The sequence below is a fragment of the Candidatus Binataceae bacterium genome (genome assembly GCA_035294265.1).
Classification (GTDB): domain Bacteria; phylum Desulfobacterota; class Binatia; order Binatales; family Binataceae; genus DATGLK01.
The window spans coordinates 1-25,682 of sequence record DATGLK010000066.1 but is presented as its reverse complement, the minus strand read 5'-3'; the positions used below and the strand labels follow the sequence as shown (position 1 = coordinate 25,682).

At 61.8% G+C, this 25,682-nt stretch carries 22 protein-coding genes; 11 read left to right on the top strand and 11 right to left on the bottom strand.

Annotation, left to right across the window (positions count from 1 at the left end; all coding sequences use genetic code 11):
• Together VKV28_11255 and gap are read right to left on the bottom strand one after the other, a co-directional pair.
• Positions 1–825, bottom strand: an 825-nt coding sequence (locus VKV28_11255; GenBank protein ID HLH77373.1) for a phosphoglycerate kinase, incomplete at its 3' end; no start/stop codon positions are given.
• A 10-nt stretch (positions 826–835) separates the two neighbouring features.
• The gene (gene gap, locus VKV28_11250; protein HLH77372.1) at positions 836–1,846 is read right to left on the bottom strand and encodes a type I glyceraldehyde-3-phosphate dehydrogenase; all 1,011 of its coding nucleotides are present in this window, start codon (positions 1,844–1,846) and stop codon (positions 836–838) included.
• A gap of 173 nt (positions 1,847–2,019) precedes the next feature.
• Between gap and VKV28_11245 the strand changes: the two genes are divergently transcribed.
• Complete coding sequence (locus tag VKV28_11245; GenBank protein HLH77371.1) at positions 2,020–3,012, top strand: hypothetical protein; 993 nt, start codon at positions 2,020–2,022, stop codon at positions 3,010–3,012.
• A 3-nt stretch (positions 3,013–3,015) separates the two neighbouring features.
• On the opposite strand, the gene VKV28_11240 is transcribed toward VKV28_11245, so the two are convergent.
• Positions 3,016–4,176: a cobalamin-independent methionine synthase II family protein gene (locus VKV28_11240; protein HLH77370.1), complete on the bottom strand. Its 1,161-nt coding sequence runs from the start codon at positions 4,174–4,176 to the stop codon at positions 3,016–3,018.
• A gap of 13 nt (positions 4,177–4,189) precedes the next feature.
• Positions 4,190–5,821, bottom strand: coding sequence for a thiamine pyrophosphate-requiring protein (locus VKV28_11235; GenBank protein ID HLH77369.1), 1,632 nt, complete (start codon positions 5,819–5,821; stop codon positions 4,190–4,192).
• 254 nt (positions 5,822–6,075) lie between these two features.
• Between VKV28_11235 and VKV28_11230 the strand changes: the two genes are divergently transcribed.
• Positions 6,076–6,612: a hypothetical protein gene (locus tag VKV28_11230; GenBank protein HLH77368.1), complete on the top strand. Its 537-nt coding sequence runs from the start codon at positions 6,076–6,078 to the stop codon at positions 6,610–6,612.
• A 374-nt stretch (positions 6,613–6,986) separates the two neighbouring features.
• Here VKV28_11230 and VKV28_11225 read toward each other — a convergent pair whose 3' ends face one another.
• The 3 genes from VKV28_11225 to VKV28_11215 form a co-directional block, all read right to left on the bottom strand.
• A complete protein-coding gene (locus tag VKV28_11225; GenBank protein HLH77367.1) occupies positions 6,987–7,568 on the bottom strand; it encodes an NADPH-dependent FMN reductase in 582 nt (193 codons plus the stop codon).
• Positions 7,569–7,668: 100 nt separating this feature from the next.
• Entirely contained in the window at positions 7,669–8,721 is a 1,053-nt protein-coding gene (locus VKV28_11220; GenBank protein HLH77366.1) for an agmatine deiminase family protein, read from the bottom strand.
• Positions 8,722–9,597, bottom strand: a complete 876-nt coding sequence (locus VKV28_11215) for a carbon-nitrogen hydrolase (GenBank protein HLH77365.1) — start codon at positions 9,595–9,597, stop codon at positions 8,722–8,724.
• A gap of 290 nt (positions 9,598–9,887) precedes the next feature.
• Between VKV28_11215 and VKV28_11210 the strand changes: the two genes are divergently transcribed.
• From VKV28_11210 to VKV28_11190, 5 genes are all read left to right on the top strand, one after another.
• A complete protein-coding gene (locus tag VKV28_11210; protein HLH77364.1) occupies positions 9,888–10,244 on the top strand; it encodes a DUF488 domain-containing protein in 357 nt (118 codons plus the stop codon).
• Positions 10,245–10,319: 75 nt separating this feature from the next.
• A complete protein-coding gene (locus tag VKV28_11205; GenBank protein ID HLH77363.1) occupies positions 10,320–11,588 on the top strand; it encodes a beta-propeller fold lactonase family protein in 1,269 nt (422 codons plus the stop codon).
• Between the two features lie 41 nt (positions 11,589–11,629).
• Positions 11,630–13,237: a molybdopterin-dependent oxidoreductase gene (locus tag VKV28_11200; protein ID HLH77362.1), complete on the top strand. Its 1,608-nt coding sequence runs from the start codon at positions 11,630–11,632 to the stop codon at positions 13,235–13,237.
• Between the two features lie 653 nt (positions 13,238–13,890).
• Complete coding sequence (locus VKV28_11195) at positions 13,891–14,970, top strand: hypothetical protein (GenBank protein ID HLH77361.1); 1,080 nt, start codon at positions 13,891–13,893, stop codon at positions 14,968–14,970.
• 19 nt (positions 14,971–14,989) lie between these two features.
• A complete protein-coding gene (locus VKV28_11190) occupies positions 14,990–15,328 on the top strand; it encodes a hypothetical protein (GenBank protein ID HLH77360.1) in 339 nt (112 codons plus the stop codon).
• A 561-nt stretch (positions 15,329–15,889) separates the two neighbouring features.
• On the opposite strand, the gene VKV28_11185 is transcribed toward VKV28_11190, so the two are convergent.
• The 4 genes from VKV28_11185 to VKV28_11170 are packed head-to-tail and all read right to left on the bottom strand — an operon-like array spanning position 15,890 to position 18,138.
• Positions 15,890–16,336: a hypothetical protein gene (locus VKV28_11185; GenBank protein ID HLH77359.1), complete on the bottom strand. Its 447-nt coding sequence runs from the start codon at positions 16,334–16,336 to the stop codon at positions 15,890–15,892.
• Positions 16,337–16,391: 55 nt separating this feature from the next.
• Positions 16,392–17,186 carry an SDR family oxidoreductase gene (locus VKV28_11180; GenBank protein HLH77358.1) on the bottom strand — a complete coding sequence of 265 codons (795 nt, stop codon included), beginning with the start codon at positions 17,184–17,186 and terminating at the stop codon, positions 16,392–16,394.
• Positions 17,187–17,209: 23 nt separating this feature from the next.
• Positions 17,210–17,593 carry an ester cyclase gene (locus tag VKV28_11175; GenBank protein ID HLH77357.1) on the bottom strand — a complete coding sequence of 128 codons (384 nt, stop codon included), beginning with the start codon at positions 17,591–17,593 and terminating at the stop codon, positions 17,210–17,212.
• Positions 17,594–17,634: 41 nt separating this feature from the next.
• On the bottom strand, positions 17,635–18,138 hold the full coding sequence (locus tag VKV28_11170) for a cupin domain-containing protein (protein HLH77356.1): 504 nt from the start codon (positions 18,136–18,138) through the stop codon (positions 17,635–17,637).
• A 162-nt stretch (positions 18,139–18,300) separates the two neighbouring features.
• Between VKV28_11170 and treY the strand changes: the two genes are divergently transcribed.
• The 4 genes from treY to VKV28_11150 form a co-directional block, all read left to right on the top strand.
• Positions 18,301–20,958, top strand: coding sequence for a malto-oligosyltrehalose synthase (gene treY, locus VKV28_11165; protein HLH77355.1), 2,658 nt, complete (start codon positions 18,301–18,303; stop codon positions 20,956–20,958).
• Positions 20,955–22,688 (top strand): malto-oligosyltrehalose trehalohydrolase, encoded by a 1,734-nt coding sequence (gene treZ / locus VKV28_11160; protein HLH77354.1) that lies wholly within the window; start codon positions 20,955–20,957, stop codon positions 22,686–22,688. Before treY ends, treZ begins: the two co-directional genes overlap by 4 nt.
• Before the next feature lie 18 nt (positions 22,689–22,706).
• The gene (locus VKV28_11155) at positions 22,707–24,041 is read left to right on the top strand and encodes a hypothetical protein (GenBank protein ID HLH77353.1); all 1,335 of its coding nucleotides are present in this window, start codon (positions 22,707–22,709) and stop codon (positions 24,039–24,041) included.
• Between the two features lie 194 nt (positions 24,042–24,235).
• Positions 24,236–25,682 (top strand): hypothetical protein (locus VKV28_11150; protein ID HLH77352.1); only part of this gene is annotated, 1,447 nt, incomplete at its 3' end.

The following is a 25,682-nucleotide window of genomic DNA, read 5'->3' as shown; positions in this document are numbered from 1 at the left end:
CGCCGACGGCGCGGGCGCCGAGGCGACGATATGGTCGATGGGTAGTTCCACCTGCACGTTCCGGCTGGTGGCCAGTGCTAACAACTCGCGCGCTACGTCAACCTTATCTTCCTCTACCCGCGAGCGACCGACCTCCTGGCCTTGAGCGCGCAGGAAGGTGTAGGCCATCGCGCCGCCAATGAGGAAGGTGTCGACTTGATTCATCAACCGGCGAATTATCCCGATTTTGTCGGAAACTTTAGCGCCGCCCAGAATTGCGACATACGGATGCTGGGGATTTTCGGTCAACGAGTGCAAAGCCGCCAACTCGCGCATCATGAGGAATCCCGGTGCGCGCTCGGCGAGATAGCGGGTTACGCCGACAATCGAGGCGTGGGCGCGATGGACCGCGCCGAAGGCATCATTGACATAGATCTGCTTGCCGCGCGCCAATTCGTGGGCGAAATCTTCGTCGTTGGCCTCTTCTTCGCGATGGAAGCGCAGGTTCTCCAAAAGTAGCGCCTGGCCAGGCCCCAGCGCGTTGACCATCCGCCCGGTCACGTCGCCGATACAATCCGGGGCTAGTGCGACCTTGCTTTCCAGCACTTGGCTGAGATATTCGGCCACCGGCCGCAGGCTGTACTTGGCCTCGCGTTCGGTGGGGCGTCCCAGATGGGAGCACAGCACCAACGCGCTGCCGCGCTGGCGCAGATAGTTGATCGTTTCCAGGCTGGCCACGATTCGGCTGGGGTCGGTGATCGCGCCGCCCTGCAAGGGCACGTTGAAGTCGCATCGCAGCAAGACTTTCTTGCCGCCAAGCTCCAGGCTGCGCAAATCGGTCAACATTCGAGCGATATCACAGCTTGCTGGCAACCAGGGCGGTTACCTCGGCCAGCCGGTTGGAATAACCCCATTCGTTATCATACCAGGAAAAGACCTTGACCAGCTTTTTACCCATCGCCTTGGTCAGGGGCGCGTCAAAGATCGAGGAGTGGGGATTGCCGTTGAAGTCGCTGGAGACCAGGGGTGCGTCGTTATACTGGAGAATGCCGCGCAACTCCCCTTCGGCCGCTTCCTTCATCGCCCCGTTGACTGCTTTGACGTCAGCCTCGCGCTCAAGCTGCGCTGTCAAGTCAACGATAGAAACATTAGGCGTGGGTACCCGGATGGCGATTCCGTCCAGCTTACCCGCCAATTGCGGCAGTACCAGCCCGATTGCCTTAGCCGCGCCGGTGGAAGTCGGCACCATCGAAAGCGCCGCTGCGCGGGCCCGGCGCAGGTCGCGATGGGGTCCGTCCAGCAGCATCTGATCGTTGGTATAGCTGTGCACGGTGGTCATCAGGCCGTGCGCTATGCCAAATCGGTCCGCTAGCACTTTGGCCACCGGCGCCAGGCAATTGGTGGTGCACGAGGCGTTGGAGATTACGTCATGGCGGGCAGGATCGTAGCTGGTGTGATTGACGCCCAGGCATAAGGTGATGTCGGCTTCCTCGCCCGGCGCGCTGATCACTACTTTGCGCGCGCCCGCGCTCAGATGGGCGGCGGCCTTGGCCCGGGCCGTGAACAAGCCGGTAGATTCCACCACCACTCGCACGCCCAGGGCGCGCCAGGGCAACTTGGCCGGATCGCGCTCGGCAAGGACCTCGAAAGCCTGTCCATCGACCGCGATCTGGCGCCCTTCGCTCTTGACCTCCTGATGCAATGGTCCGTGCACCGAGTCGTACTTGAGCAATTGAGCCAAAGTCGCGGCGTCGGTGATATCGTTGACCGCGACTACTTCTAATTTCAAAGCCGGATTTTGCAAGACGGCACGGTAAAACATGCGGCCGATGCGGCCGAAGCCATTGATCGCGATTTTGGTCGCCACAGCGTCCCCCGAACTCGGAGAATTGATGCGAAAAAGCCGTAGGAATTCAAGTTATGCCGGCCAATGACATCACGCAAGACGCAAAGTGGTTGCGCCCCTTGGAAGGAGGACTGGCCGCTTGTTGCGCTCGAAAGATTTCCCTCAGCCGGTAGAAAGCGTACCTTTAAAGGTTCATGAAAGAACGCTCTCCCAAAATTCAGATCGTTAGTCATGGCCCCGCCTGTTTTGACGGGGTGGTGGCGGCTGCCACCGTGGCCCGCTTCTATCATGGCTACGCGGTGACCCCGATTCTGGCAGCCAACCAGGACAGCGACCGGATTTTGCAAGAGATCGTCACCAAGCAGCCGGGTGACGAGATCTGGATTACCGATCTGTCCTGGAACCAGGTCGAGACCGCCATCCATTTGCGCCAGATGGCCGATGCTGGGGCGCGGATTTTCTGGATCGATCACCATCGCTCGGCTCTGCGTCGGCTGGGGCAGCCCGAGTTCGCGGTTCCATTTGCCGGCCAAGCGCTATCCGAAGACTACTGCGCCTCGCGTCTGACCTTCGATTTTCTCAACCAGCGCCACGACCTGCCCGATAGCGCGGCGCGGCGCCAAGCTTTGTCCAACTTTTTTCCGATCGTGGACTTGGCCGACGATCATGACCGCTGGATCCATCGCCTGGAGCCCTCGCGCGATTGGGCCTTGGCCGTGCAAACCCTGGGCGGAATGGAGTCCTATTACGAATTGCTCAAGCTCACCACGCCGACCATGAGCCCGGCGCTCAGCCAAGCTCTGGAGAGCGGCCGGCGGGCAATGAGTCAGAGCATGGATTTGGCGCGCAGCACGCTTAGGGAGCGGGCGCTGGGCCAAGGTTTGAGCTTGCTGACCGCCTGCTGTTTTGGCTACTCCAGCGAAGTTGCCGCCGCCATCTACCAGGATCGCACCAACGCGATCGTAGCGCTGCTCGATATGCGCAGCGGCGGGGTCAGCCTGCGCCGCAGCGCCGATTGCCAAGCGGATCTGTCGCAAATCGCTAGCGCCTTGGGCGGCGGTGGTCATGCCGCCGCTTCCGGCTTCATCTTGGAGCATGCGCGCACTGCGCTGGGCGCGGAACTGTCGGCCGTGCTCGGGCAGAGTATCGAGCGTGCCTTGCGTCCGGGCGGCCATCCCGCCGCTTGAGGCTCAGCGCCCCCACAGCACGTTACTGGCCAGGCGCGCCCCTTCCACCAGCGAGCCAAGCTTGGCCCACGCGATAGTGGGATGGATCTCGGGGACAGGGCTGGCGAAGGTGCCAAAGCCGCAATCCGAGCCGGCGATTACCCGTTCACGTCCGACCACGCTGGCAAAACGCACGATGCGCTCGGCGACCAGCTCGGGATGCTCGACCAGTACCGAGCAATGGGTGATGACGCCCGGGATAATGAGCTTGTCCTTGGGCAGCTCAATCCTCTCCCACAGCCGCCATTCATGCTCATGGCGAGGGTTGGCGCTCTCGAAAGAATAGGCTCCGGCGTTGACCCGCAGCATGATGTCGGCCAGGTCCTTGAGCTCCATGTCGTGAATGCGCGGTCCCATGTTGATGCCGTAGCAGGTGTGGAAGCGGATTTTTTCCGGCGGAATGCCGCGCAGGGCGTGATTGATCGCCTCAACCCGGGTCATCGCCCAGCGCCGGCAATCCTCGATGCTGGCGCCGGGATGGGTGGTGTAATAGGTGGCGAGCTGAGGGTCGTCTATCTGCAGAAGCAAGCCGGCGCCGATGATTTCCTGGTACTCCTCGCGCATCGCCTCGGCGATGGCGTAGAGAAATTCCTCCGCGCTGGGATAATAGGCGTTGCGCTGCCAATGCTCGACGTCGGCCGGCGAGATGGCCGGCATGAAAGCTTCGGTGGCCGGGCTATTTGCCAACGCCGCAGTGAAATTGGCGATGTCGCGTCGCACCAGGGCATGTCCGCGATAGGAGATAGGCCCGGTGCAGACCATGTGGGGTGCGGCGGCTGGCGCGCCGCGGCTGCTCTGCTCGTAAAATTCGGGAAAGGAGGCAGCCTCGCGCGAATTCCTCCAGGGACTGGCGGCCGAGTTGGGATCGAGTTCGAAGCCTTCCAGCCGATCGTTAACGTAGCTGAGGAAACTGGGCTTGCCCAATTCGCCGTCGTCCACGATGTCAAGGCCGGTCTCGACTTGACGCCGCACGATTGCGCTGACCGCTTCGCGCAGCATCCCCTCCGCCCGCTCGCGCGCTCCCGCCGCTCCATCGGAAGCCGCGGCCATCGCCTCGATCAATTGCGGCGGCCGGGCTAGGCTGCCGGTATGGGTGGTTAGAATTCGCTCGCTGCTATGCTTCATTTTAGGCCCCAAGTTAACGATATTCGGAAATTCTGGTCTCTTGGCTGGTGATGAACTCGACCAATGCGGGCACCCCCTGGCGGGTCTTGGCGATCGCGCGCTGGAGCGCGGGGACGATCTCCTGCGGGGCGGTGACCCGCTCGCCATGGCCGCCAAAGGCGCGCGCCATCGCGGCGTAATCGCCGGAAATATCGGTCGCGCGATACTTGCGCGTGGAAATTGGCATTACCGCCAGCTCGATCGCCATCGAAAAATTGTTGAGCAGAATCGACAGGATGGGAATCCGCTCGCGCACCGCGGTCTCGAAATCCATCCCGGTAAAGCCGATCGCCGCATCGCCCCAGACATTGACGCACAGCTTGTCGGGATGGAGCAGCTTGGCCCCCATGATCAGCCCTAGACCGTAGCCCAATTGCGTGGTCTTGCCCCATCCCAGATAGGAGAGCGGGGCCTTGGAGACCCAGAAGGGCGAGAGCTGATCGCGCGGGCTGCCGGCGTCGTGAGTGATGATCGTATTGGCGGGATCCACCGTGTGCAGCAGGTCCCAGATCACGCGATAGGGCGAGAGCGGCGTTTCGTTGGAGGTCAGCCGTGCCCGCCATTCCTCAATCCAGGCCTGGCGCGTTTCGGCGATTGCGGCCGCGATGGTGGCAGCGTTGCGGGGCGCCTTCAGCAGCTGGCCGACCTCGGTACACAACGCCTGCAGAGTCAGGCGGGCATCGCCGAGCAGCCCGATGGTGGCGCGCACGTCCTTGTTGAGATGGTCGGGATCGAGGGTGGCGTGAATGATTTTGCGCCCCTTGGGCATCGCCACGCCGTAGGAAGTCTCGGTGAAGCTGCAGCCCACGCCGAAAATCAGGTCGGCTTGGTGGAGGAATTGATGGACCGCGCGTGGTACCGCGCGGCCGCCCGAACCCAAGGCCAACGGATGGTCCTCGGCCAGCGCGCTCTTGCCGCCCAGGCTGGTGGTGACCGGCGCCGCCAACAATTCGGCGAGCTGGCGCAGCTCGCTCCAGGCGCGGGCATAATGGACGCCCTGGCCGGCGTAAATCACCGGATGCTGAGCGGCCACCAGCATTGCCGCGGCCTTACGCACGTCGGCGGGATCGGGAGTGTAGCGGGTGGAAACTACCGGTTCGTAATCCAGGGGTTCGGGGAGCTGCTCGTTCCAGACGTCGGCGGGAATTTCCACCAGCGCCGGGCCGCCCCTTCCATTGCGCAGCCTGCTGATGGCGCGTCGCATGATGTTGGGGATTTCGGCTGCTAGCACGATTGGTTCGGCTGACTTGGTGATGTGCGCCATATTGGTGACGGCGTTGAAGTTGGGAGCGATGTGAGCCACCCGGCGTGGATAGCCCTGCGCCAAGACCAGGATCGGCGCCGACTCGCTGAAGGCCTGCGCCACGCCGCCGAAGGAATTCTCGGCTCCCGGCCCGTGTTGCATTGCGAATACGCCCAACTGCGTGCCGCTGCTCAGACGCGAAATGGCGTCGGCCATATGCAGGCCGGTGCGCTCCTGGCGCACGATGATGGTTCGGATGTCGGCGGCGGCGGCGTCTTCGAAGATGTGGTTGACCGGGTAGCCGATCACGGCCGTGACCCCTTCGCGCCGCAGAATTTCCGCAATTACTTCGCCGGCCCTCATGCGCGATACTCCTCTGTGCTGACAGCTTGAGCGCCCTGGATGATCCTCGCGCGCCGGCTAATTCGATAGCGCACTCCGTGGCCTGATCGCCAGCGGCGCTCTTTCGCGCCCCTTGCCGCTGCAAGCGGGGAAAAAGCCGCGCGCGATCGCTCATTGGCGGATTTTTGCCCTTCACGGCTTGGCATCGACCCGCCATCCGCCGTAGCCTTGGGCGAGGTAACATCGCCGGATTCAGATCCTCACAGGAGGAGGTCGTGAAGCCACGGATCGCCGTGCCTGGGTTAGCGGCCCTTTCACTTCTGCTGGCGGGATGCGCCGCGCGCGCCAACAGCACGCCGCCCGCGTTGCAAGCTGACTTTTCCGACCAGGTGAACGCGGCCTGCGGCCAGCCGCTGCGCTATCCGGTAAGCGATCGATGTGCCAGTTTGATGGCCTCGGTGGGCCCTCTGCTGCAACGGCGCAGCGCGCTGGTGATGGGAGTGTGGCGCAGTTGCCCGCAGGACAATCCCTGCCTGCGCATCGTGGCCAGCCAGCCCGCATGCCAGATTCCGGTCACTGGCGTCAGCTTGAGCGCGATCCCGCAAAGCAATCCCGTCTGCATGCAGCTCCTGGAGGCGGATTATTCTTGCTCGGCCCTGCTTCACGATTCGCTCTACGGCCTGATCCAGAACCGCAGGGCCAATCCGCGCTGCCAGGACGCGCGTAACGCGCTGCGCGATTTCGATCGCAATGTCGAAAACGTGCGTCTGGACATTCAGTGGTACCAGACGCTGACTACCGGCGGCGACTGAGTCGCTTCCGGATAAGTATGACCGCTAACGGTTCTGGATTGGTAAGCTATCGGTGATGGTTCAAGTCCGCGAGCGCCTGTGAGTTTCAATACTTCGCTTCGACCAGAATTTCGACGAAACGTTCCTCAGACTTAAACTGGCCGCGTGCCTCGGTACTTCGCGGTAAAGCCGTCGATGAAACCCTGCGTGTGCTCGGAGATTCGGCGCTTGAGGTCGCTGGGCGCTCCGATTGCTAGCCACCCGGATTGCTGCTCATGATGCAATAGCGCCGGCCTATGCCGTCAGCGTGCAGTTAGCGCGCGAGCGGAATGAGCGGTCGCTTCAAACATCCGGGGATGGTTGCAGCGCGATTTTAAAAGGCGCGACGCTGGTGCCTACTTCTGCCGGGCGGCCAGAGGTAGCGGGCCTAGGAAGTCCCGCGCTTCCGAGCGCAGCGCGCGCAGCTTGAGCAGCGCGCCGGCCAGCGCCTTCAGATCCGCCTGGGCCGCGGGCGAAGGCTCGCCGGAGGTGAAGTCGGCCGCTGCCAGATAGACCGCGGTGGGCGCGGTAAGCGCGCCGAACCATGACAGCACGTCGCGCAGATGCCATTCGGCGCCTAGATAATGATGGTTGGTGGCGCCCATCGCGACGATCCCGCACGGCTTGCCCATCAGGGTCTCGATCGGCAACTGATCGAGCAGATTCTTGAGCGCGCCGGTGTAGGAGGCACGATAGACCGGAGTCGCAATCACCACCGCGTCAGCCTCGCCCACGCGGGTCACCACCGCCGCGGTATCGTCGCCGTACTCCTGGGGCGGGCGGCCGTCGGCAAACGCGATGCGGCATTCGGCCAGGTTGATCAGGTCGGTTTGGAGTTTGGGCTCGATTTCAACGGCCAGCTGGCACATCCGCTCCATCGCTCGATTGAGCCGGCCGGGCTTGGTTACCGCACCCACGATCACCGCTAACTTGGACATTGTTTTGCACCCGCCAGAAGTTCGGAACGCGCGCGAGTCTTCGATAGTTCACACGCCCTGGGCTGTCAAGCTGACCTTTCGACATGCGTTCCGAAGCGGCTCAGGCGGGATGCTGCTGCGAGAGGCAATGGATAGTACCCAAGCCCCAGACCAGATCGAGGCAGGGAAAGCCCAACACTTGGCGCGAGCGAAATAAGCGGGCCAGAATTTCGGCGGCTTTCCGATCGGTTGGACAATCAAAGGTGGGCATCAGGACTGCGCCGTTGGCGATATAGAAATTGGCGTAGGAAGCCGGCAAGCGCTGGCCCTGAAAGAACAGCGGCGGCGGCATCGGCAAGGTCTCGATCCGAAACGGCCGCCCGCTCTGGTCGCGCATCGTCCGCAGCCGCTTGAGGTTGTCGCGCAGGGGCGCGTAATTGGGATCGGCGGGGTCCTCTTCGCTGACGACGACAATCGTGTCGGGGGCGACGAAACGCGCCAGATCGTCCACGTGGCCGTCGGTGTCGTCGCCGGCGATCCCTTCGCCCAGCCATAAGATATTGGGAGTGCCCAGATAAGCCGCCAGATGGCTTTCGATCGCGGCGCGGTCCAGCGTGGGATTGCGATTGGGATTGAGCAGGCAGGATTCGGTGGTGAGCAGCGAACCGGCGCCGTTGACGTCGAGGGCGCCGCCCTCGAGCACCAGCGGGGCATCGACCACCTGGAAGTTGTAAATTTCGCTGAGACGCCGAGGGACCGCGTCATCGAGTGCGACCGTGCCGTATTTGTCGCCCCATGAATTAAAGCGCCAATCTAAGGCAACAGGCTGCTGCGGCTCGAGGTTTGAACGCACGAAGATTGGACCGAAATCACGAATCCACGAATCGTTGGTCGCCAGCGTGACGTACTGCACGCGATCGGCGCGCGCTCCCGCTGCTTCGATCAATGCGCGCGCCTGCTCGTGAGTGGGCGGATCCTTGACCAGCAAGCGCACCGGCTCGAACCGCGACAGGCCGGCGACGATGGCGGCGAAGGCCGCCGGCACGGGTTCGAACTTGTCGGGCCAGGTGTCGCGGTTATGAGGCCAGACCAGGTAGGTGGCGCGATGCGGTTCCCATTCGGCCGGCATCCGATAGCCGGCGGCGACGACCTGCGCCAGGGTAGGGGCGGCCATCTATTCGCTGCGCAGGCGGCGGGTCAGGTCGCCGTAAGCGTCGATTCGGCGGTCGCGCAGGAAGGGCCAGTTGCGCCGCACCTCTTCGATTCGCCGCAGGTCGATATCCATCACCAGGGTCTCCTCCGCGGTGACGCGGGCTCGCGCCAGCACTTCGCCGAAGGGATCGCACAAGAACGAATTGCCCCAGAACTCTAGCCCCTCTTCGATTCCCACCCGATTGACCGCTGCCACGAAGACCCCGTTGGCGATCGCATGGCCGCGCTGGACAGTTTCCCACGCCGCCAATTGCTGCTCACGCACCTTGGGTACTTCGCTCAGTTCCCAGCCAATCGCAGTGGGATAAAAAATGATCTCAGCCCCGCTCAGCGCAGTCAGGCGGGCGGCCTCGGGAAACCATTGATCCCAACAGACCAGCACGCCTAGCTTGGCTTGGGCGCCGGTGTAGGCGCCGAAGCCGAGATCGCCGGGGGTGAAATAGAATTTTTCGTAATAATGTGGGTCATCGGGGATGTGCATCTTGCGATAGCGCGCCACCACCTCGCCGCTCGCATCCAGGATCACCGCGGTATTGTGATACACACCTGCCGCCCGCCGTTCGAAAATCGAGGCCACCACGGTCACCCGATGGGCGGCGGCGATTGCGCCCAACTCCCGGGTGATCGGGCCCGGGATGGGCTCTGCCAACTCGAAATGCCGCGGGTCCTCGGTTTGGCAGAAATAGCGCGAGGCAAACAGCTCGGGCAGACAAATCACCTGCGCGCCCGCGCCGGCGGCCTGCTCGATACGATGAGCAGCGGCCTCCAGGTTGGCGCGTCGTTCCTCCATGCAGGCCATCTGAATCAGCCCGATCTTGAGGCGTTGTGGGCTTGCCATGACCGTTAACTTTAGCGAGTTCGCTTCGTCCACGCATCACGAGCGGGCGCTGCCAAGCGCGCAGCCGTCAACTCAGAGGTTGTAGCCGAGGGATTGGGTGGAACAAGGCCAATGGGTGGTGGCCTGATGGTCAGCATAGACCAGTCTGATCAAGGTGCTCCTTCCACGACTGTTCCAGGTCGTGTTGGCCAAGCACCACGGTTCGATCTATTTGTAGAAGGCATAAGCGGTAGGAGGCGGCCAAGCGGTAGCATCAGAGGGGATCGAGGGCAACGCCAGGAGGCCTCGCGATGGTTTCGATTAAGCGCGCCTACGAGCCGGCCGATCGTGCCGACGGCGTGCGCATTCTGGTTGATCGGCTATGGCCGCGCGGCATCAAAAAAGAAGCGGCCCAGCTCGACCAATGGATGCGAGAGCTGGGACCGAGCAACGAGCTGCGCCGCTTCTTCGGTCATGATCCCGCCCGCTGGCAGGAGTTCCGCCAGCGCTATCGCGCCGAGCTGGAACGCGCCGAAGTTCAGCCGCTACTGGAGGAGTTGGGCCGGATCTCGCGCCGCGGAAGGCTGACCCTGGTCTATAGCGCGAAGGACGAGGAGCATAACCAGGCGGTAGTGCTGAAGGAGCTGCTTACGGCCAGGCTGAAATGAGTCCGGTTGTGGGGCTCGAAGGTGGGTGGTGAGACTATGGGGGCCAGCGCAATTTAGCGAGGGAAGGGAGCTTTGATGCAAACGCTTGATTGCCGCGGTCGCGGCTTTGCGGAAGTTGGCCAAGCCCTGGTTCGCCAATACAACATGATGGCGCCCGGCGAGCGACTGGAAGTCTATGCCGACAGCGAGCCCGCCGATCTGAAAGTCTGGCTGATGGAGGCAGGGATTCGTTACAGCGCAAGCCATGACCAGGATGGCGTGCGGTTTTTGGTCAGACGCGAGTTGGCGCCGGCTTTGGGTGCGGCACGCGGCTTTCATCATGTGGTCGAGAGCGAAGAGGGCTTTGTGTGGAGCTGCAAGCGCGGGCCCTTGGTGGTGCGCATTGACGGCCATAATGGGGAAGTGGCCGCCCAAGCTGCGATTGCGCGCGCCGGCTCGCATCTGGCGCTTGATCGCGAGGCGAAGAGGCTGTTCGTGGCCGATCCCGAAGCCAACGAGATCATTGCGTTGCGTGCCGCCGACCTCAGCCTGGAGCAGCGATGGGAAGCGCCCGGCGCACCCCAATTGCCACTGGTTAGCGCCGAGGGAATAGTGTGCGTCACAGGCGGCGCCGTCCGCGGCTCGATCGGCGCGGCGCCGCGGTTCGGCACCGGCGTCCTGACGCTGGCCCGCAGAATCGGCGGCCGCTTCGTCGCGCAGACGGTCGAAGTGGGTCCCTGCCCGCACGATCCGCTGATAGCCTCCGACGAAGAGCATGTCTTTGTGCCATGCGCGGGCTCGGGTGAGCTGGTCAAGGTGCGCCTGAGTGACGGGGTGATAGCCGGCCGGGTAGCGGTTGGCCAGGGTCCCTGCCATCTGGTAGCCCATCCCGATGCCAGCCGCTTTTACGTGGCCAACAGTTGGGATGGCACCGTCACCTGCCTGAGCGCCGACGGCGAAGTTATGGCTAGCGCTTCCAGTGGTGGGTGGGCGCATGCGATCGATATCGCGCCCGACGGGTCTTCGCTGTGGGTTGCGAATTTCCTTGAGGATACCGTCGCGGTTTTCGAGCCCGAGGGGCTCAAGCGGCTGGCCTTGCTGGAGACCGAGCCCTACGCGCATGGGCTCGATCTTTCGCCCGATAGCCGTTTCGCCGTCCTGACGGGGTTTTCTTCGGAGCATGTCAGGGTCTTCGATGTTCAGCAGCGTCAGCTCATGGCCCGGGTCGAAGTAGGGGCAGGCTCTTCGCACACCGCTTTCGTGCGCGATACGGGCCGGGCCCTGGTGGCTTGCTCGGTCGCCGATCGCCTGGCCTGTCTCGATCTGCCCTCGCAAAGCCTGCTCGGACTGGTTGCGGTAAACTGATGCGGAACTGACTTGCACGCGGCGTGCTTGGCCAAGAGCCCATGAAGATTGAGCGAAGAACCTTGGCGATTCTGGCGCTGCCCTTTGTGTTGGCAATAGTGGCTGCTTATGTGCAATGGGCGGTTATTGGCCTGCCGGAGCTGGCCCCTGTCTCCTTGCCGCCCTGGGTCCTGACCGCGCAGCCGCATGGCTTTCCGGCTTGGTTGCGCATCACTCACTGGGTGAACTTCTTCTTTTTGATCCTTCTAGTGCGCAGCGGTTTGCAGATGCTCGCCGACCACCCGCGGCTCTACTGGAACGTGCACTGCACGCCGGGTTCGGAATGGCTGCGCCTGACACCGATCCAGGTGCCCAAGGAGCGGGTTTGGACGGCCAAGGATGACGCGCGCTACCTGACGCCTTGGATCGGTCTGCCCGGCTACCGACATACGATCGGGATGGCGCGCCATTGGCACTTCATGAGCGTGCTGTTTTGGGTCGGCAACGGCTTGGTCTTCGTGATTTTGCTGTGCCTAACCCCGCAATGGCGGCGACTGGTTCCCAGCTCGTGGGAGATTGTTCCGCAAGCGTGGGCGGTGTTCGTCCATTATGCCACCTTCCACATGCCTGCCGAACCCGATGGCTTTTACCGCTACAATGCACTACAGCAGTTGTCCTATTTTGCGGTGGTCTTTATTTTGGCGCCGGGCGCAATGCTGACCGGGCCTTCCATGTCACCGGCCCTGACCGCGCGCTTTTCCTGGTACCCCAAGCTTCCTGGCAATCGCCAGGTTGGTCGTTCCCTTCACTTCCTGATTATGTGTGCCTTTGTGGGCTTTGCCGCGGCACACGTCGCGATGGTGGCGGCAACCGGCTTTGCGCGCAACCTTAACCACATTATTTTAGGCACGGACAACGCCGCCCCAACAGGGGTATTGATTTTCGTCGTTCTCATTGCCGCCATCGCGGCTCTCAACGGCTTGGCCAACTATTTGGCGTGGCGCCAGCCGCGCGCCGTGCAGCATATCGCCGGCGCGATCGTGCGCCCGCTGATGTGGTTTGTGCTTGACCGCGCGGCGCCTCGCGCCGAATTTTCCCACGACCAGGTCTCACCGTTTTTCTGGGCCAATGGTAAGCTACCGACCTGCGAAGAATGGCGGGAGTTGTCCGCCAGTCAGTTCAAGGACTACCGGCTTAAAGTCTTTGGTATGGTCGAGAAACCTGGCGAATTCTCGCTCCACCAACTGATCACTTTGGGCCGGCAAAGCCAAATTACTCTGCATCATTGTATTCAGGGTTGGTCGGGAATCGCGCAGTGGAGCGGAGTCCCGCTCAGCCGCTTGCTGCAGGAGGTCAGGCCGCTGGCGGGAGCGCGCGCGGTAGTATTCTATTCGTTCGGCGAAGGGGCCGAAGGCGGCGAATTTTATGATTCGCTTTTTCTTTCTGACGCCCGTCATCCGCAAACGTTACTGGCCTATGAAATGAATTCCCGCCCCCTTGGCGAATTACACGGCGCGCCGCTACGGCTGCGAGTGGAGAATCAACTGGGCTTCAAGATGGTCAAATGGATCCGGGCGATCGAAGTCGTCTCCGACATCAAGCAAATTCATAAAGGCGAAGGCGGCTATAACGAAGACAACGAATATTTCGGCGAGCTGGCCAATATTTAACGCAGCGCAGTCATCGTCCACGAACGCCACTTTGTGGCCGAAATCCAGGTCGATTACTTCGAGTACTTACAGCATCCCGGGACCCGATAGATGTGGTTATGTGTTCGCAACGCGAAATAAACCAGAGAAGATTTAAGCGAGTTTGTACCGTCTCGAATGGCACAGCTTCGGAATTCCTTGAAGGTAGCAGCGAAATAGCAAACCTCCCTATGGGGGATGGTCTAAGAGCGGCCACCACTTTGTAGCGACATTGCGATGCGCCATGTGCGGGGCCTGAGCAGGAGCCATCCCCGTCGCAAAACGCAAAAATAATAACGGCGCAGCCCTGCCGCCTTTCATCCCAGAGTGGAGAGCCCCTGGCGCCCCTCCAAAGCGCCGCGCCAAGCCACAATGCGCGGCTACCAACGATCGCCAAAGAACTTTGTGCGAAAGCAAATCTGTAGGCCGTAGGGCGAATCAAAGCCGAAATTGTCGCCTTGAAGATTGCTTAATCTCCAGTTAGACTCAAGCCTCCGCTCCTGCCTGCATGGCCGGTTTTGAAACCTCTTGGGCTTCGAGAAACTGGCCCTGCAAGCGGCAGCGCATCGGCGCCGCGCCGATGACCGAAGCCGGTGATGGCTTGGCTTGAGTGAGGAAGAGGTGGCGAGAACCGCATGATTCTGACCAGCACACCGTTCCGGGTAACCTTGGGCGGCGGTGGTACTGATTTGCCGTCATACTATCGCGAGCATGGCGGGTTCATTTTCGCGATGGGCATCGACAAACACATGTACATCATGATCAACCCGCCCACCGTGGACCGCAAAATTCGGCTCCATTACAGCCACAGCGAGACCACCGATCATGTCAACGATGTGCGCCACGAATTGGCGCGTGAGGCGCTGCGGCTGCATGGGATCGAAGACAAGATGGAAATCTCCTCGATGGCGGACCTGCCGGCGGGCACGGGGCTGGGTTCGTCGAGTTGCTATCTGGTAGGGCTGCTCAACGCCCTCCATCATTATCGGCGCGACTATGTCAGTTTGGACAGGTTGGCCGAAGAAGCCTGTTTCATCGAGCTTGAAGTGCTGGGCAAGCCCATCGGCAAGCAGGACCAGTACATGGCGGCCTTCGGCGGACTGACGGTACTGGAAATCAGCCCGGGTGGAGAGGTTGCCGTGCGCTCGATTGAGTTGGGCAGCAGTTCGGTGGCGGCGCTGATTGCCAACACCCACATCTATTATACTGGAGTCGAGCGGGATGCGCTGGCGGTGCTGGCCGAGCAGAATTCGGCGGTGGAGAACAAGCAGCGGCTGGATCACGGACGGGTCATCGACAGCCTGCATCAAATCAAGGAGCTGGGGCGGCGCATCCAGAGTGCGATCGAAGCCGAAGACTTCGATCGCTGGGGCCGGCTGCTCGACGAGCATTGGCGCAACAAAAAGCGGCTATCCGCCAAGGTTAGCTTGTCGAAGGTGGACCAGATCTACGATCATGTCAAAGCCGAGTATTCGGTGCTGGGCGGCAAGGTGATCGGAGCGGGCGGCGGGGGCTTCTTGATGCTCTACTGTCCGACCCAACACAAACGGCTGGAGAGTTTCATGGCGACCCACGGGATGCCGCGGCTGCATTACAATATCGAGCGCGAAGGCAGCAAGCTGCTGGCTAATTTCAACAACGGCCAGGCCGCCAATAGTCATCCCCAGGTCATCTTTGGACTTCAAGCTCATGCCGCCGGCGCCGGTGGCAAGTGAGGGGATTACGCAGCCAAATATGAAGTCGAAACGAGCACTCGTTGCAGTATTGATCCTAAGCACGATACTGGCGCTGCCAGTGGGGGGATTCGCCCAATCCGCCAGCGGCGGCGGGGGCACGAACTGGGGCAACGTTGGCTACGACGCTGGCTCCGTAGTCTGCAGCTTGATTTATTTTCCCTTCAAGGCCGCCTATGCGATTTTGGGCGGAGTAATCGGTGGGGGGGCTTATCTGGCGACCGCGGGTAACTCGCAGGTGGCCAACCAGATCTGGCGGCCCTCGATCGGCGGCGATTACTTGGTAACCCCGGGGATGCTCAGGGGTACGCAGCCACTCCATTTTTCCGGGCCGCAATAAAGCCGCACTCTTATCCACGGCTGGCGCGGCGGGAGGCCCCTGCTCTGGTGCGCGTCTCTTCTCATGATTGCGGCTTCTTCGCTTGCGCCGGGGCTTTACTCCGTGGCTCGAAGCTAACCTCTTCTTGAGGTGGAACGAGGCGGTTTCAGTCAAACTGCCCTTTGCCAGCCTCAATATCATGTATTCTTATTCCATTCGGATCATATTCCTGGATTATTCCTAAATCAGACTGTTTCCCGGGAACTCCATATTTAGTTTAGCTAAAGCCCACTATCATGCCGCACATTGCGAGGTATTAAGGGTGGCAAGCGCTTTGAGAGCATCAACCCGGCCACCGGCGAGGCTATTTCTAGCGTGCCGCTGGGGCAGGAGGCCGATGTCGAGATAGGTGGTAGCGGCGGCGCCTCGAGCTTTCAAACCCGGTGTGGTCGCGCATGGCGCCGCGCAGCACACAACCTTGGCAAACCCAAGGATATTGCTGGCCATTATCAATGGAACAACAACGACGGTTTGGAGCAATGAAATCTGGAGCTTCTGAATTAACCGCGCTGCCCAGAGCGATCAGTTTTGCGAATACCACTCCTCGCTGATCTCGTCGGCGTTGGTATTGACCAGCAAAATCAGAGAGCCGGCCTGTCCGATGGCCAGGCTCTGGGTGTAGGTTCCCGAAGTGCATCCGCTCCCGCTGGCCGTAAATTTCACCGAGTCGCTGCCACTGCCATCAGCGTTGACCTGGTAGGTGCCCTGGATGGTGGCGGAGCAGGGTACTCCGTTGACGGTGTAGCTTTCGTCGCCGCTGAGATTGCCAGCGCCGTCGGCAGTGAATACGCCCGTGCCCCGGAAGGGGAGAAGACCGCTACTGGTATGGATCTTGCCGGTAAAGAGTCCGGCGTAGCTGCCTTTGATGCTGGCCAGCGAAAAGCCGCCTTGGGCGTTGGCTTTGCTACCGCCGCCGCAAGCGCTCGCGAGAGTTAGTGACAAAGCGGCCACGAGTAGAGTTGTTTTCATCGAGGGCTCCTCTTGGCAGGGATCTGGCAGTCAGGTTTAGCGGGGGGTGGCCTTGCTATGCTGAAAGGCCGCCATCAAGCGCCAGCACTTGTCCCGTCATATAGTCGGAGGCGGCTGAGGCCAGATAGAGCGCCAGCAATCCCACCTCACGCAGCTGCCCCACACGCTTAAGCGGAATTTCGGCGCTGCGCTGCTCGACCATGCGCCGGTAAGCAGCTTCGCCGGTGGTTATGGGGTCGGGAAAGTGGCCGGGTGCAATCGTGTTGACCGTAACGCCAAAGGGCGCCCACTCCAGGGCCAGCGATCGGGTCAACCCTGCCAAGCCGAACTTACCAACCGAGTACATACTCAGATGAGGGGTGCCCTTGAGCCCGCCAAAGGATGAAATGTTGATCACCTTGCCGCGCCGACGCGCCACCATGGCACCCGCGGCTGCGCGAGTGCAGTACACGGCGGACATCAGATTGAGTCCAAGATTGCGCTCGATGTCCGAATCGGAGAGCTCGGCTTGTTGCGTAGCTCCCGGCAAAGGCACCAGATCTCCGCGAATCGCATCGCCCAGATTATTGACCAGGATGTCGAGCGGTCCACCCGCTGCTTCAAGGGCTTGCGCGATTAGGCGCGAGGCGCCAGTCGAGGTGGTTGCGTCACCGGTAAGGGCAATTATTCGGGTGCCCGCAAAGCGCTCGCGCAACCGCGCGGCAAAGGGGCCCAGGTAGCGATCGGTCAGGGCGTTGACGATTACGGTGGCTTGGGCCTCCGCGAAAACCTCGGCAATTCCGGTACCGATGCCGCGGCCGGCCCCGGTGATCAATGCGATTTTGCCCGCCAGTGAGTATTCCGCAACCATTAGTGTCTTGCCCGTGCGCGTTCCTAGAAGGCGCCGTTGTTGTTGGCCGGCTTCTCCGGCAGCTCCTGGATCACGTCCCAATGTTCGACCACCTTGCCGTCGGCCATTCGATAAATATCGATCACCGCGCTGCCGGGGGTGCCGGGCACTCGAATGAAATGCGAATGGCAGATGACGTAGTCGCCGTCGGCGAAATAGCGATGGTCCTTGTGGGTATGCCTGGGAAACTTGGTCTTAAGCAGTTCGATAAAATGCTTCAGGCCGCCCGTGCCGTCGGGCGATCCCGGACTGTGCTGAAGATAGCTGGGTGCCAGGTATTGGCTGGCGCGGTCGAAGTCAAGCTCATCGAAGGCGGCATGGCGGTATGCCCGAATGGTGTTGATATTCGCTTCCTGCAACTGCCCCATGATCGGCCTCCTGTCAGTGACGGTGAGCGAGTCCGCGGTCATTATTTCTGCGCAACCACCGGTCCTTGTTCGTAGACTTGCAGATAGTCGTCCTGCATCCAGGCTTTGTGGCGCTCTAGGTTGATTCTCTCGGGAGGAGCGGCGGAATTGCTTTCGATTCCGATCATTTGGAGAATCTCCAGGTAATCGTCATCACCGACTTTTTCGAACCAGTAGCGGGAGCCGCCGGGAAGCAAAATTCCTTCGTGCGGACCCAGCTCACCCAGCAGTTTGTCGCCCACTCCATAGAAACGCGCGCGGCCGCGCAAAACCATCCAGGCGGTGTCGGAATGAGTATGGTAGTGGAGATTGTTCTCGCCGCCATCCTTTATTACCTGCACCACGATCCGCAACAATTCGCTGCGGCACAGGGGCGCAAATTCCTTGGGCCGTTGGCCCATCTCGGGACGTCGGTAGCTGAAGGTTTTGATCCTGGCCTCGGCCTGCTGGTGGAAGGCCTCCTTCTCGGCCGGACTCATGTCGCGTACTTCCTTGTTGGTTACCATTGGCTATACCTCCGTGAAGCTCCGTGCCCCTCGCGGCCGTTGGCGTTGTCCGCCCATCGAGTACTTGTGAGTTCTTAGCACGAAATGATGGTGTCAGCCTAAGAGTCCGGTCGCCCGCATGTAAAGTTTCCTCGCCCGCGCACGCCTCTGCTAGCCTATTAAATGATGAAGTTGGAAGCACGCGCCACTTATCGGGTGCAACTAACCCCGGACTTCGACCTAGACTGCGCCGCCGAGCTCGCAAGTTATTTCGCGCAACTTGGCATAAGCCACCTGTATTGCTCCCCCTATCTACAAGCTGCCGCGGGTAGCCAGCATGGCTATGACGTGGTGGATTACCATCGCATCAGTAGCCAACTGGGCGGCCAGCCAGCTCACCAGCGACTGTGCACGGCATTGGCGGCCCAGGGCCTGGGGCAGTTGCTGGACATCGTGCCTAACCACATGGCGATTAGCGGGCGAGATAACCCGTGGTGGTGGGACGTCCTGGAAAATGGGCCGTCGAGCAACTACGCCACCTATTTTGACGTGGAGTGGGATCCACCCGAATCGCGCTTGCGCAACTTGGTGCTATTGCCGGTATTGGGCGGCCAGTACGGACGAGTGCTTGATGCTGGCGAGATCCGCCTGAGCCGGCAAGGAGCCCGGTTCGTGGTGAGCTATTTCGAGCACACCTTTCCAGTGGCACCGCGCTCCTTGGACAGCATATTGGCTGGGGCAGCGGCGCAAACCGGCTCGGCCGAGCTGGGCTTTATCGCTGATGCCTTGGGCAGCTTGCCGCGCGCCACCGCCACCGACCGTCAGAGCGTGCGTCGCCGTCATCGCGACAAAGCGGTGCTGGAGGTGCAACTGGCCCGCCTGCTGGCCGAACAGCCGGCGGTCGCCAGCGCCATCGATCGCATGATCGAGGCCATCAATCGACATCCTGACAGCCTGCACGCGCTCTTGGAGCGGCAGAATTACCGCCTGGCGCTATGGCGCACGGCGGGTCGGGACCTCGGCTATCGGCGGTTTTTCGACGTCAACACCCTGGTTGGGCTACGAGTCGAAGACGAGCAAGTCTTTGCCGACACTCACGAAGCCGTCCTGAACTGGTTGCGGGATGGGTCGTTGGATGGGGTACGAGTCGATCATATCGACGGCCTGCGCGAGCCCCAGGCCTACCTGGAGCGCCTGCACACACTGGCACCACAAGCCTGGATCGTGGTGGAAAAGATTCTCCAGGCTGGGGAGGAGCTGCGCGCTTCGTGGCCCACCGCCGGGACCACCGGCTATGAGTTCGCCAATCTAGTGGGGGGATTGTGGATCGATCCCGCGGGCGAGACGGAAATGACCCGCCACTACGTTACCTTCAGCGGTGAGCAGGCCGACTTCGCCACGGTTGCGCGCCACAGCCGCGAGCTGGTCCTACGCGATCTGCTGGGCAGTGAATTGGGGCGTCTGACCGCGCTTTGGCTCGACATCTGCGAGCATGATCGCCACCATCGCGACCACACCCGCCACGAGCTGCATGAAGCGCTCAAGGCGGTGGCTGCGCGCTTTCCGGTCTACCGCACCTACGTCAGCGCCGCCCAGGATCAGGCTACGCGCGAGGATCGGCAATACATTAATGAAGCGATTCAAGCCGCGCGCGGCGACCATCCCGAACTCGATCCCGAGCTATTGGATTTTCTGCGCTCTATTCTAAGCGGCCAACGCCGTGGCGGAGCGGAGATGGAACTGGCGTTGCGATTTCAGCAATTCAGCGGCGCGGTGATGGCCAAAGCGATCGAAGACACCGCCTTCTATCGCTACAACCGGTTGGTGGCGCTCAATGAAGTGGGGGGCGATCCAGCCTGCTTCGGCGTTGGAGTGGCCCAGTTCCATCAGGCCTGCCTGCAGCGCCAGCAGCATTGGCCCGGCGGCCTGCTCGCCACCACCACGCATGATACCAAGCGTAGCGAGGATGTGCGCGCGCGCATCAGTCTGCTCTCCGAGATTCCGCGGCGCTGGAGCGAGCGAAGCCTGCGATGGGCGGAACACAATCAGCGTCATTGGCGCGTGCAACCCGACCGCAACGCCGAATACCTCTACTATCAGACCTTGGTGGGAGCTTGGCCGATCGAGACCGAGCGCATCACTGCTTATATGATGAAGGCGGTACGCGAAGCCAAACAACGCACTTCCTGGACCCAGAGCAACCCGGAGTACGAGCAGGCGCTCAAGGAATTCGTCGCCGGTACTCTAAGCGATCCGCAGTTTACCGACGATGTCGCGCAATTTGTCGGACCGTTAGTCGAACCGGGACGGATCAACTCGCTGGCTCAGACCTTGCTCAAACTCACCGCGCCGGGCATTCCGGACCTCTATCAAGGTAGCGAGTTATGGGACTTATCGCTGGTCGATCCGGACAATCGACGCCCGGTCGATTACGCCGCGCGCCGCGCCGCGCTGGATACGATCGATCGCCTAAGCGTGGCGGAAATCCTACGGCGCAGCGACGAGGGGCTGCCCAAATTGTGGACTATCGTACAGGCCTTACGCCTGCGTCGCCGTCATCCCAGCTGGCTGGCGCCGCAAGCCAGTTACGAACCGATCCAGCCGCGCGGGCGGCGCGCCGCGCATGTGGTAGGCTTCGTTCGCGGCCAGCGGATAGCGGCCATCGTGCCGCGCCTGATAATCGGCGTTGGTGGACAATGGCATGACACCACGGCGAGAATCATGCCCGGCCACTGGCGCAACGTTCTGGACGGCGAGGAGCTGTCTGGTGGCGAGCTGGCATTGAGCGAGCTTTTTCGCCGCTTTCCCGTGGCTTTGCTAGTGCGCGAGGATCACGCATGAAACCGCTGCGAGTGTGGGCGCCCAAGGCAACACGCCTGGAAGTAGCGCTGAACGGCCAGCGTTATAGCCTGGTACGTGAGGGCGGATCGCACAATTGGTGGCGACTGGAAGCCGTCGGCATCGAGGAGTTCGACGACTACGCGCTGTTCGTTGACGGCCAGGGGCCGTTTCCCGATCCACGCTCGCGCTGGCAACCGCGGGGCGTACACGGACCCTCGCGGATGGAGAGCGCGGCGAATTTTGCCTGGAGCGATCACGGTTTCCGTCCGCGCCCGCTGGCCCAGGGTCTCATCTATGAGCTGCACATCGGAACCTTTACTCCCGCGGGAACCTTCAGCGCGGCTATCGAGCGGCTGGATCACTTGGCGGCCTTGGGCGTGACCCACGTAGAGTTGATGCCGCTGGCGGAGTTCTCGGGCGCGCGTGGTTGGGGCTACGACGGAGTGGATTTGTTCGCACCCCATCATCATTATGGCACTCCCGCCGAACTCAAAGCTTTGATCGACCAATGCCATCGTCGCGGCTTGGCGGTCCTGCTCGATGTGGTCTATAACCACTTCGGGCCCTCGGGCAATTATCTCCCGCGCTTCGCGCCTTACTTGACCGATCGCTACTCGACACCTTGGGGCGAGGCGGTCAACGTGGATGGTCCCGGCAGCGATCAGGTGCGGCGCTTTTTTTGCGACAATGCCTGCTACTGGTTGGCAGAATATCATTTCGATGGTCTGCGTCTGGACGCAGTTCATGCAATCATAGACAGTTCGCCTCTGCATCTGATGGAACAGTTGCAACGCGAAGTGGCGTCGCTGGGCGATGGCCGCCCGCGGCTGCTAATCGAGGAAAACGATCGCAACGACCCACGCGGGATAATGTCGCCCGCGCGCGGCGGCTACGGTCTAGATGCGCAGTGGAACGACGATTTTCATCATGCCCTGCACAGCGTACTGACCGGCGAGCGAAGCGGTTATTACAGCGACTTCGGCAGCCTGAGCCAACTGGCCAAGGTGCTGCGCGCCGGCTATGTCTACGATGGCCAATACTCACCCTACCGTGACCGCATCCAGGGACGCCCGGCATGCGGGCTGTCAGGCAATAACTTCGTCGGCTATTTGCAAAACCACGATCAGGTGGGCAATCGGGCCCAGGGCGAGCGCAGCTCTCAGCTCATGCCACTGGGCCGACTGAAGATCGGAGCCGCGCTGGTGCTGACCGCGCCTTTTGTCCCGATGCTTTTCCAGGGTGAGGAATGGGGCGCGAGCACCCCCTTTCTGTATTTCAGCGATCATGCCGAGCCCGACCTGGCTCGGGCGGTCAGCGAGGGACGCCGGCGGGAGTTCGCCGCTTTCGGCTGGAACCCGGCCAGCGTGCCCGATCCGCAAGCTGCCGCAACCTTCATCCGTTCCAAGCTGCGCTGGGAGGAGTTGGCCGTGTCACCCCATCGTGAGTTGCTGCAATGGTATCGCGCGCTAATCCAATTACGTAGCGCGAGCGCCGACTTGCAAGACGGACGGATGTCGTGCGTCAACGTCACTTATGACGAGGCGCAGGGTTGGATCGTAATTCAGCGAGGGGCGATCGGGGTCGCGGTCAACCTGGGCTCGGCTCCCGTCCGTCTGCCCTGGCCGGCTCCTTCGCGGCTATTGATGGGTTCGACGCCGGCGATTCGCATCGCGACCGATTTTTTGGAGCTGCCGCCCGACTCGGTCGCGATCTCTACTAACCAGCCCTGAGCGCTAGCGGGTGCTGACATGGTCATCGAGCTTGTCAACCACGCTTGCGTTAAGGTTGAGCTGAGCACGGGGGCGCTGCTGTGCGATCCGTGGCTGTCGGGCCCGGCTTTCAACGACGGCTGGGAACTGTTGATCCCGACCCCGCTGGATGCTGCTTCGATTCTATCGGGGGTAAGCTATATTTGGCTTTCGCATGAGCATCCGGATCACTTCGCTCCGAGGTTTTTTGATGTCATCGCTCCTGCGCAGGCCGCGACGATTACCGTACTGCACCACGAAAGGGCAAGTCGCGCACTGAAAGAATACCTTCGCCAGCGCGGTCTGCATGCCCTAGGAATGGTCGAGGGGCAGCCTTATCGCTTACCCGGCGGGATTGTCGCGCTTTGCGGTTCGCTCGGATGGTATGACCACTGGCTGTATCTGCGCGACGGTAACCGCACGCTTCTCAATCTGAACGATTGTGCGATCGCTGACCGGTCATCGGCACGCTGCTTGGCTGCCCGGATCGGACGGCCCGATCTGCTGCTGAGTCAGTTCAGCTACGCTGCTTGGCCCGGTCCTCGGGCCGAACGAGCTGCGCGCCAGCGCGCCGCCAACTACAAGCTGGAGGGTTTGGCGGCTCAAATCGCAGGCCTCCGGCCCGCTTTTGTCCTCCCTTTTGCCAGCCTGGTGTACTTTGCCCATCAGGAGAATGCTCATCTCAACGACTGTATCAATAGCCCGCGCCATGCCGCCCGAACGATCGCTGGCGCGGGCGCCACGCCGGTGGTGCTCTATCCGGGCCAGCGATGGGAAGTGGGCGCGGCACGCGACAACCGCGCGGCGCTGCAGGCTTACGACGAGGTCTATGGCCGCCGCCACGAGTTGCCCCTGCATCAACCCTCCCAGGGTGTCTCGTTAGCCGAACTGTCGCGCGCGTATGGCGGGTATCGCGCCCGTTTAATGGCGCGCAATTCACCCAGGGTAATGCGCTGGGCGGGCAAGCTGCCGATGCTGGAGGCCCTGGGCCCGCTGCGCGTGCGCCTCTACGATTTGGATAGCGATGTGATGGTCTCACCGCTGCAAGGCTTTCAGCCTGTGAGGGCGGGGGCCGCGCCCGATGTCACGATGCATTCCAGCTCCCTGGCCTACCTGTTCTTGCACGATTTTGGCTACGACACACTGCTGGTCAACGGCCGCTTCGAGGCCGACTGGCGGGGCTACTCCCGAATGGCCAAAAGCCTCGGTCTGGATGTGCTCAACACCAGCGGCTGGCATCTTGGGGCGGCCTCGCTGCTCCATCCAGGCCGCTTGGGACCGCTGTGGCGTGGGCTCAAAGCGGTGCGCTCCGGCGCCGCCTTCACCAACAGCTAAGCGCGGTCGTCGGCCGGATCACGGGGTGCCGGGTCCATTTTTCTCAAAGTTGATAAACTTAGCGATTGACCTATCCTTCGCGAGAGTTATCATCCCGCCGCTTTAGTATCTTAAATTTTCGAGTTTGCAAGAAACCACGGGGTTAGCTGGCTGCGGGGTGGGGAAAATGGCACATGCGCTCAGGGGACCGGTCCATGAGAAATTTTCCCTCACGATGGCTGTGGGCGGCGCTGGTTGCAGGGGTGGCCCTGGCCGGATGCATGAGCGGCGGTGGGGCTGGCGGCGGGCCTAGCTTGGAAGTGATTGCGACTCCGCCCCTGCCCAGCCGAACCCCTGCGCCGACCGTTACGCCCGCGCCGACCCCCAGTCCGGTGCCGCCGCCGACGCAAGCGCCGCCCCCGACCGCGAGTCCGCTCCCGAGTATGACGCCGACCCCGACGCAGGCCCCAACCCCAGCGCCGACGCCGACGCCCTCGCCGCCCCCGTCCCCATCCGCAAGCCCTACGCCGACGCTCACCGCGGCGCCGCCCAGTGCGACCCAGACTCCCGCGCCGACACCGCAACCTTCGTCAATTAGCGGTCGGGTCCTGGGCAACGGTAGCGCGCCCGTGGTGGGCGCCAGCGTGACTTTATACCAGGCAGGCAATACGGGTAATGGCTCGACCGCGGTGGCCCTTAATACGGTGCCGACCAGCACAGCCAGTGACGGTAGTTTCAAAGTGAGCTATGAGCCATTCACGACTGGCCGGCTGTTGTATCTGGTCGCCAGCGGAGGACAAGTCGCGGGTGGTCCTGCAATGAATGGCGCGCTTGAGCTGCTAGGCGTGCTGGGCACCGCGGGCCAACCTCTACCGACCTCGGTAACCATCAACGAACTTACGACCCTAGCCTCGAGCTACGCGCTAGCGCAGTTCATGAGCACGGCGCAGCCTCAAAACCTAGGTGCCAGTGCGAGCAATTCCCTGGGCTTGAGCAATGCGGGCGCGGCGGTTGGCAACCTGGTGGATCCAACCACCGGTGTCTTATCCAGTTTTATGCCTGATGCGATCAGTTGCGCGGGCAGCACGCCACCGATCAATTGCGAAGCTGCGGAGAAGCTCGACACGTTGGCTGATTTGGCCGCGCTGTGCACGGTCGAAGGGCCTTCGAACACCTATCCGGCTGATTGTTCGGGCAGCCCCAGCGGCTGCGATAGCTTTTTGTGCTTCGCGGCGGGCGCCAACATTCTGGCCGCTGCCAGCAACCTGGCACACGCACCGTTTGTTACGAACCCGACCAGCAACCAGAGCCTGCCACTGGAGCTGGTCAACACCAATTCTCCCTACCAGCCGACGCTGGCGGCGACACCCAACGATTTGACACTCGCGCTGAACTTCGTGGGAAACGGCCTGGACCAGCCGGTTGGGTTGGCAATCGACGGCAGCGGACAGGTTTGGGTGGCCAACAACGGGAGTGGATCCGCTGATTTAGGCAGCGTAAGTCAATTTTCGGTGATGGGTAGTGCCGCCCACGCCTCGCCCTTTCGGGCTACCATTGAGCAGCCTTGGAGCGTCGCGATCGATGCGCAGGGCAACGGTTGGATCACGAATCGTGGAGCAGGCAATCTCTCCAAACTCAGCCCGGTGGGTGATCCGATGCCCA

What these genes read in the sequence shown, in the direction of transcription:
- VKV28_11215 (HLH77365.1), bottom strand. Translation starts at nt 9,597, where the DNA reads ATGGCAAGCCCACAACGCCTCAAGATCGGGCTGATTCAGATGGCCTGC.
- VKV28_11225 (HLH77367.1), bottom strand. Translation starts at nt 7,568, where the DNA reads ATGTCCAAGTTAGCGGTGATCGTGGGTGCGGTAACCAAGCCCGGCCGG.
- VKV28_11210 (HLH77364.1), top strand. Translation starts at nt 9,888, where the DNA reads ATGGTTTCGATTAAGCGCGCCTACGAGCCGGCCGATCGTGCCGACGGC.
- VKV28_11240 (HLH77370.1), bottom strand. Translation starts at nt 4,176, where the DNA reads ATGAAGCATAGCAGCGAGCGAATTCTAACCACCCATACCGGCAGCCTA.
- VKV28_11235 (HLH77369.1), bottom strand. Translation starts at nt 5,821, where the DNA reads ATGAGGGCCGGCGAAGTAATTGCGGAAATTCTGCGGCGCGAAGGGGTC.
- VKV28_11200 (HLH77362.1), top strand. Translation starts at nt 11,630, where the DNA reads ATGAAGATTGAGCGAAGAACCTTGGCGATTCTGGCGCTGCCCTTTGTG.
- VKV28_11190 (HLH77360.1), top strand. Translation starts at nt 14,990, where the DNA reads ATGAAGTCGAAACGAGCACTCGTTGCAGTATTGATCCTAAGCACGATA.
- treZ (HLH77354.1), top strand. Translation starts at nt 20,955, where the DNA reads ATGAAACCGCTGCGAGTGTGGGCGCCCAAGGCAACACGCCTGGAAGTA.
- VKV28_11195 (HLH77361.1), top strand. Translation starts at nt 13,891, where the DNA reads ATGATTCTGACCAGCACACCGTTCCGGGTAACCTTGGGCGGCGGTGGT.
- VKV28_11220 (HLH77366.1), bottom strand. Translation starts at nt 8,721, where the DNA reads ATGGCCGCCCCTACCCTGGCGCAGGTCGTCGCCGCCGGCTATCGGATG.
- VKV28_11205 (HLH77363.1), top strand. Translation starts at nt 10,320, where the DNA reads ATGCAAACGCTTGATTGCCGCGGTCGCGGCTTTGCGGAAGTTGGCCAA.
- VKV28_11180 (HLH77358.1), bottom strand. Translation starts at nt 17,186, where the DNA reads ATGGTTGCGGAATACTCACTGGCGGGCAAAATCGCATTGATCACCGGG.
- VKV28_11170 (HLH77356.1), bottom strand. Translation starts at nt 18,138, where the DNA reads ATGGTAACCAACAAGGAAGTACGCGACATGAGTCCGGCCGAGAAGGAG.
- treY (HLH77355.1), top strand. Translation starts at nt 18,301, where the DNA reads ATGATGAAGTTGGAAGCACGCGCCACTTATCGGGTGCAACTAACCCCG.
- VKV28_11175 (HLH77357.1), bottom strand. Translation starts at nt 17,593, where the DNA reads ATGGGGCAGTTGCAGGAAGCGAATATCAACACCATTCGGGCATACCGC.
- VKV28_11185 (HLH77359.1), bottom strand. Translation starts at nt 16,336, where the DNA reads ATGAAAACAACTCTACTCGTGGCCGCTTTGTCACTAACTCTCGCGAGC.
- VKV28_11245 (HLH77371.1), top strand. Translation starts at nt 2,020, where the DNA reads ATGAAAGAACGCTCTCCCAAAATTCAGATCGTTAGTCATGGCCCCGCC.
- VKV28_11155 (HLH77353.1), top strand. Translation starts at nt 22,707, where the DNA reads ATGGTCATCGAGCTTGTCAACCACGCTTGCGTTAAGGTTGAGCTGAGC.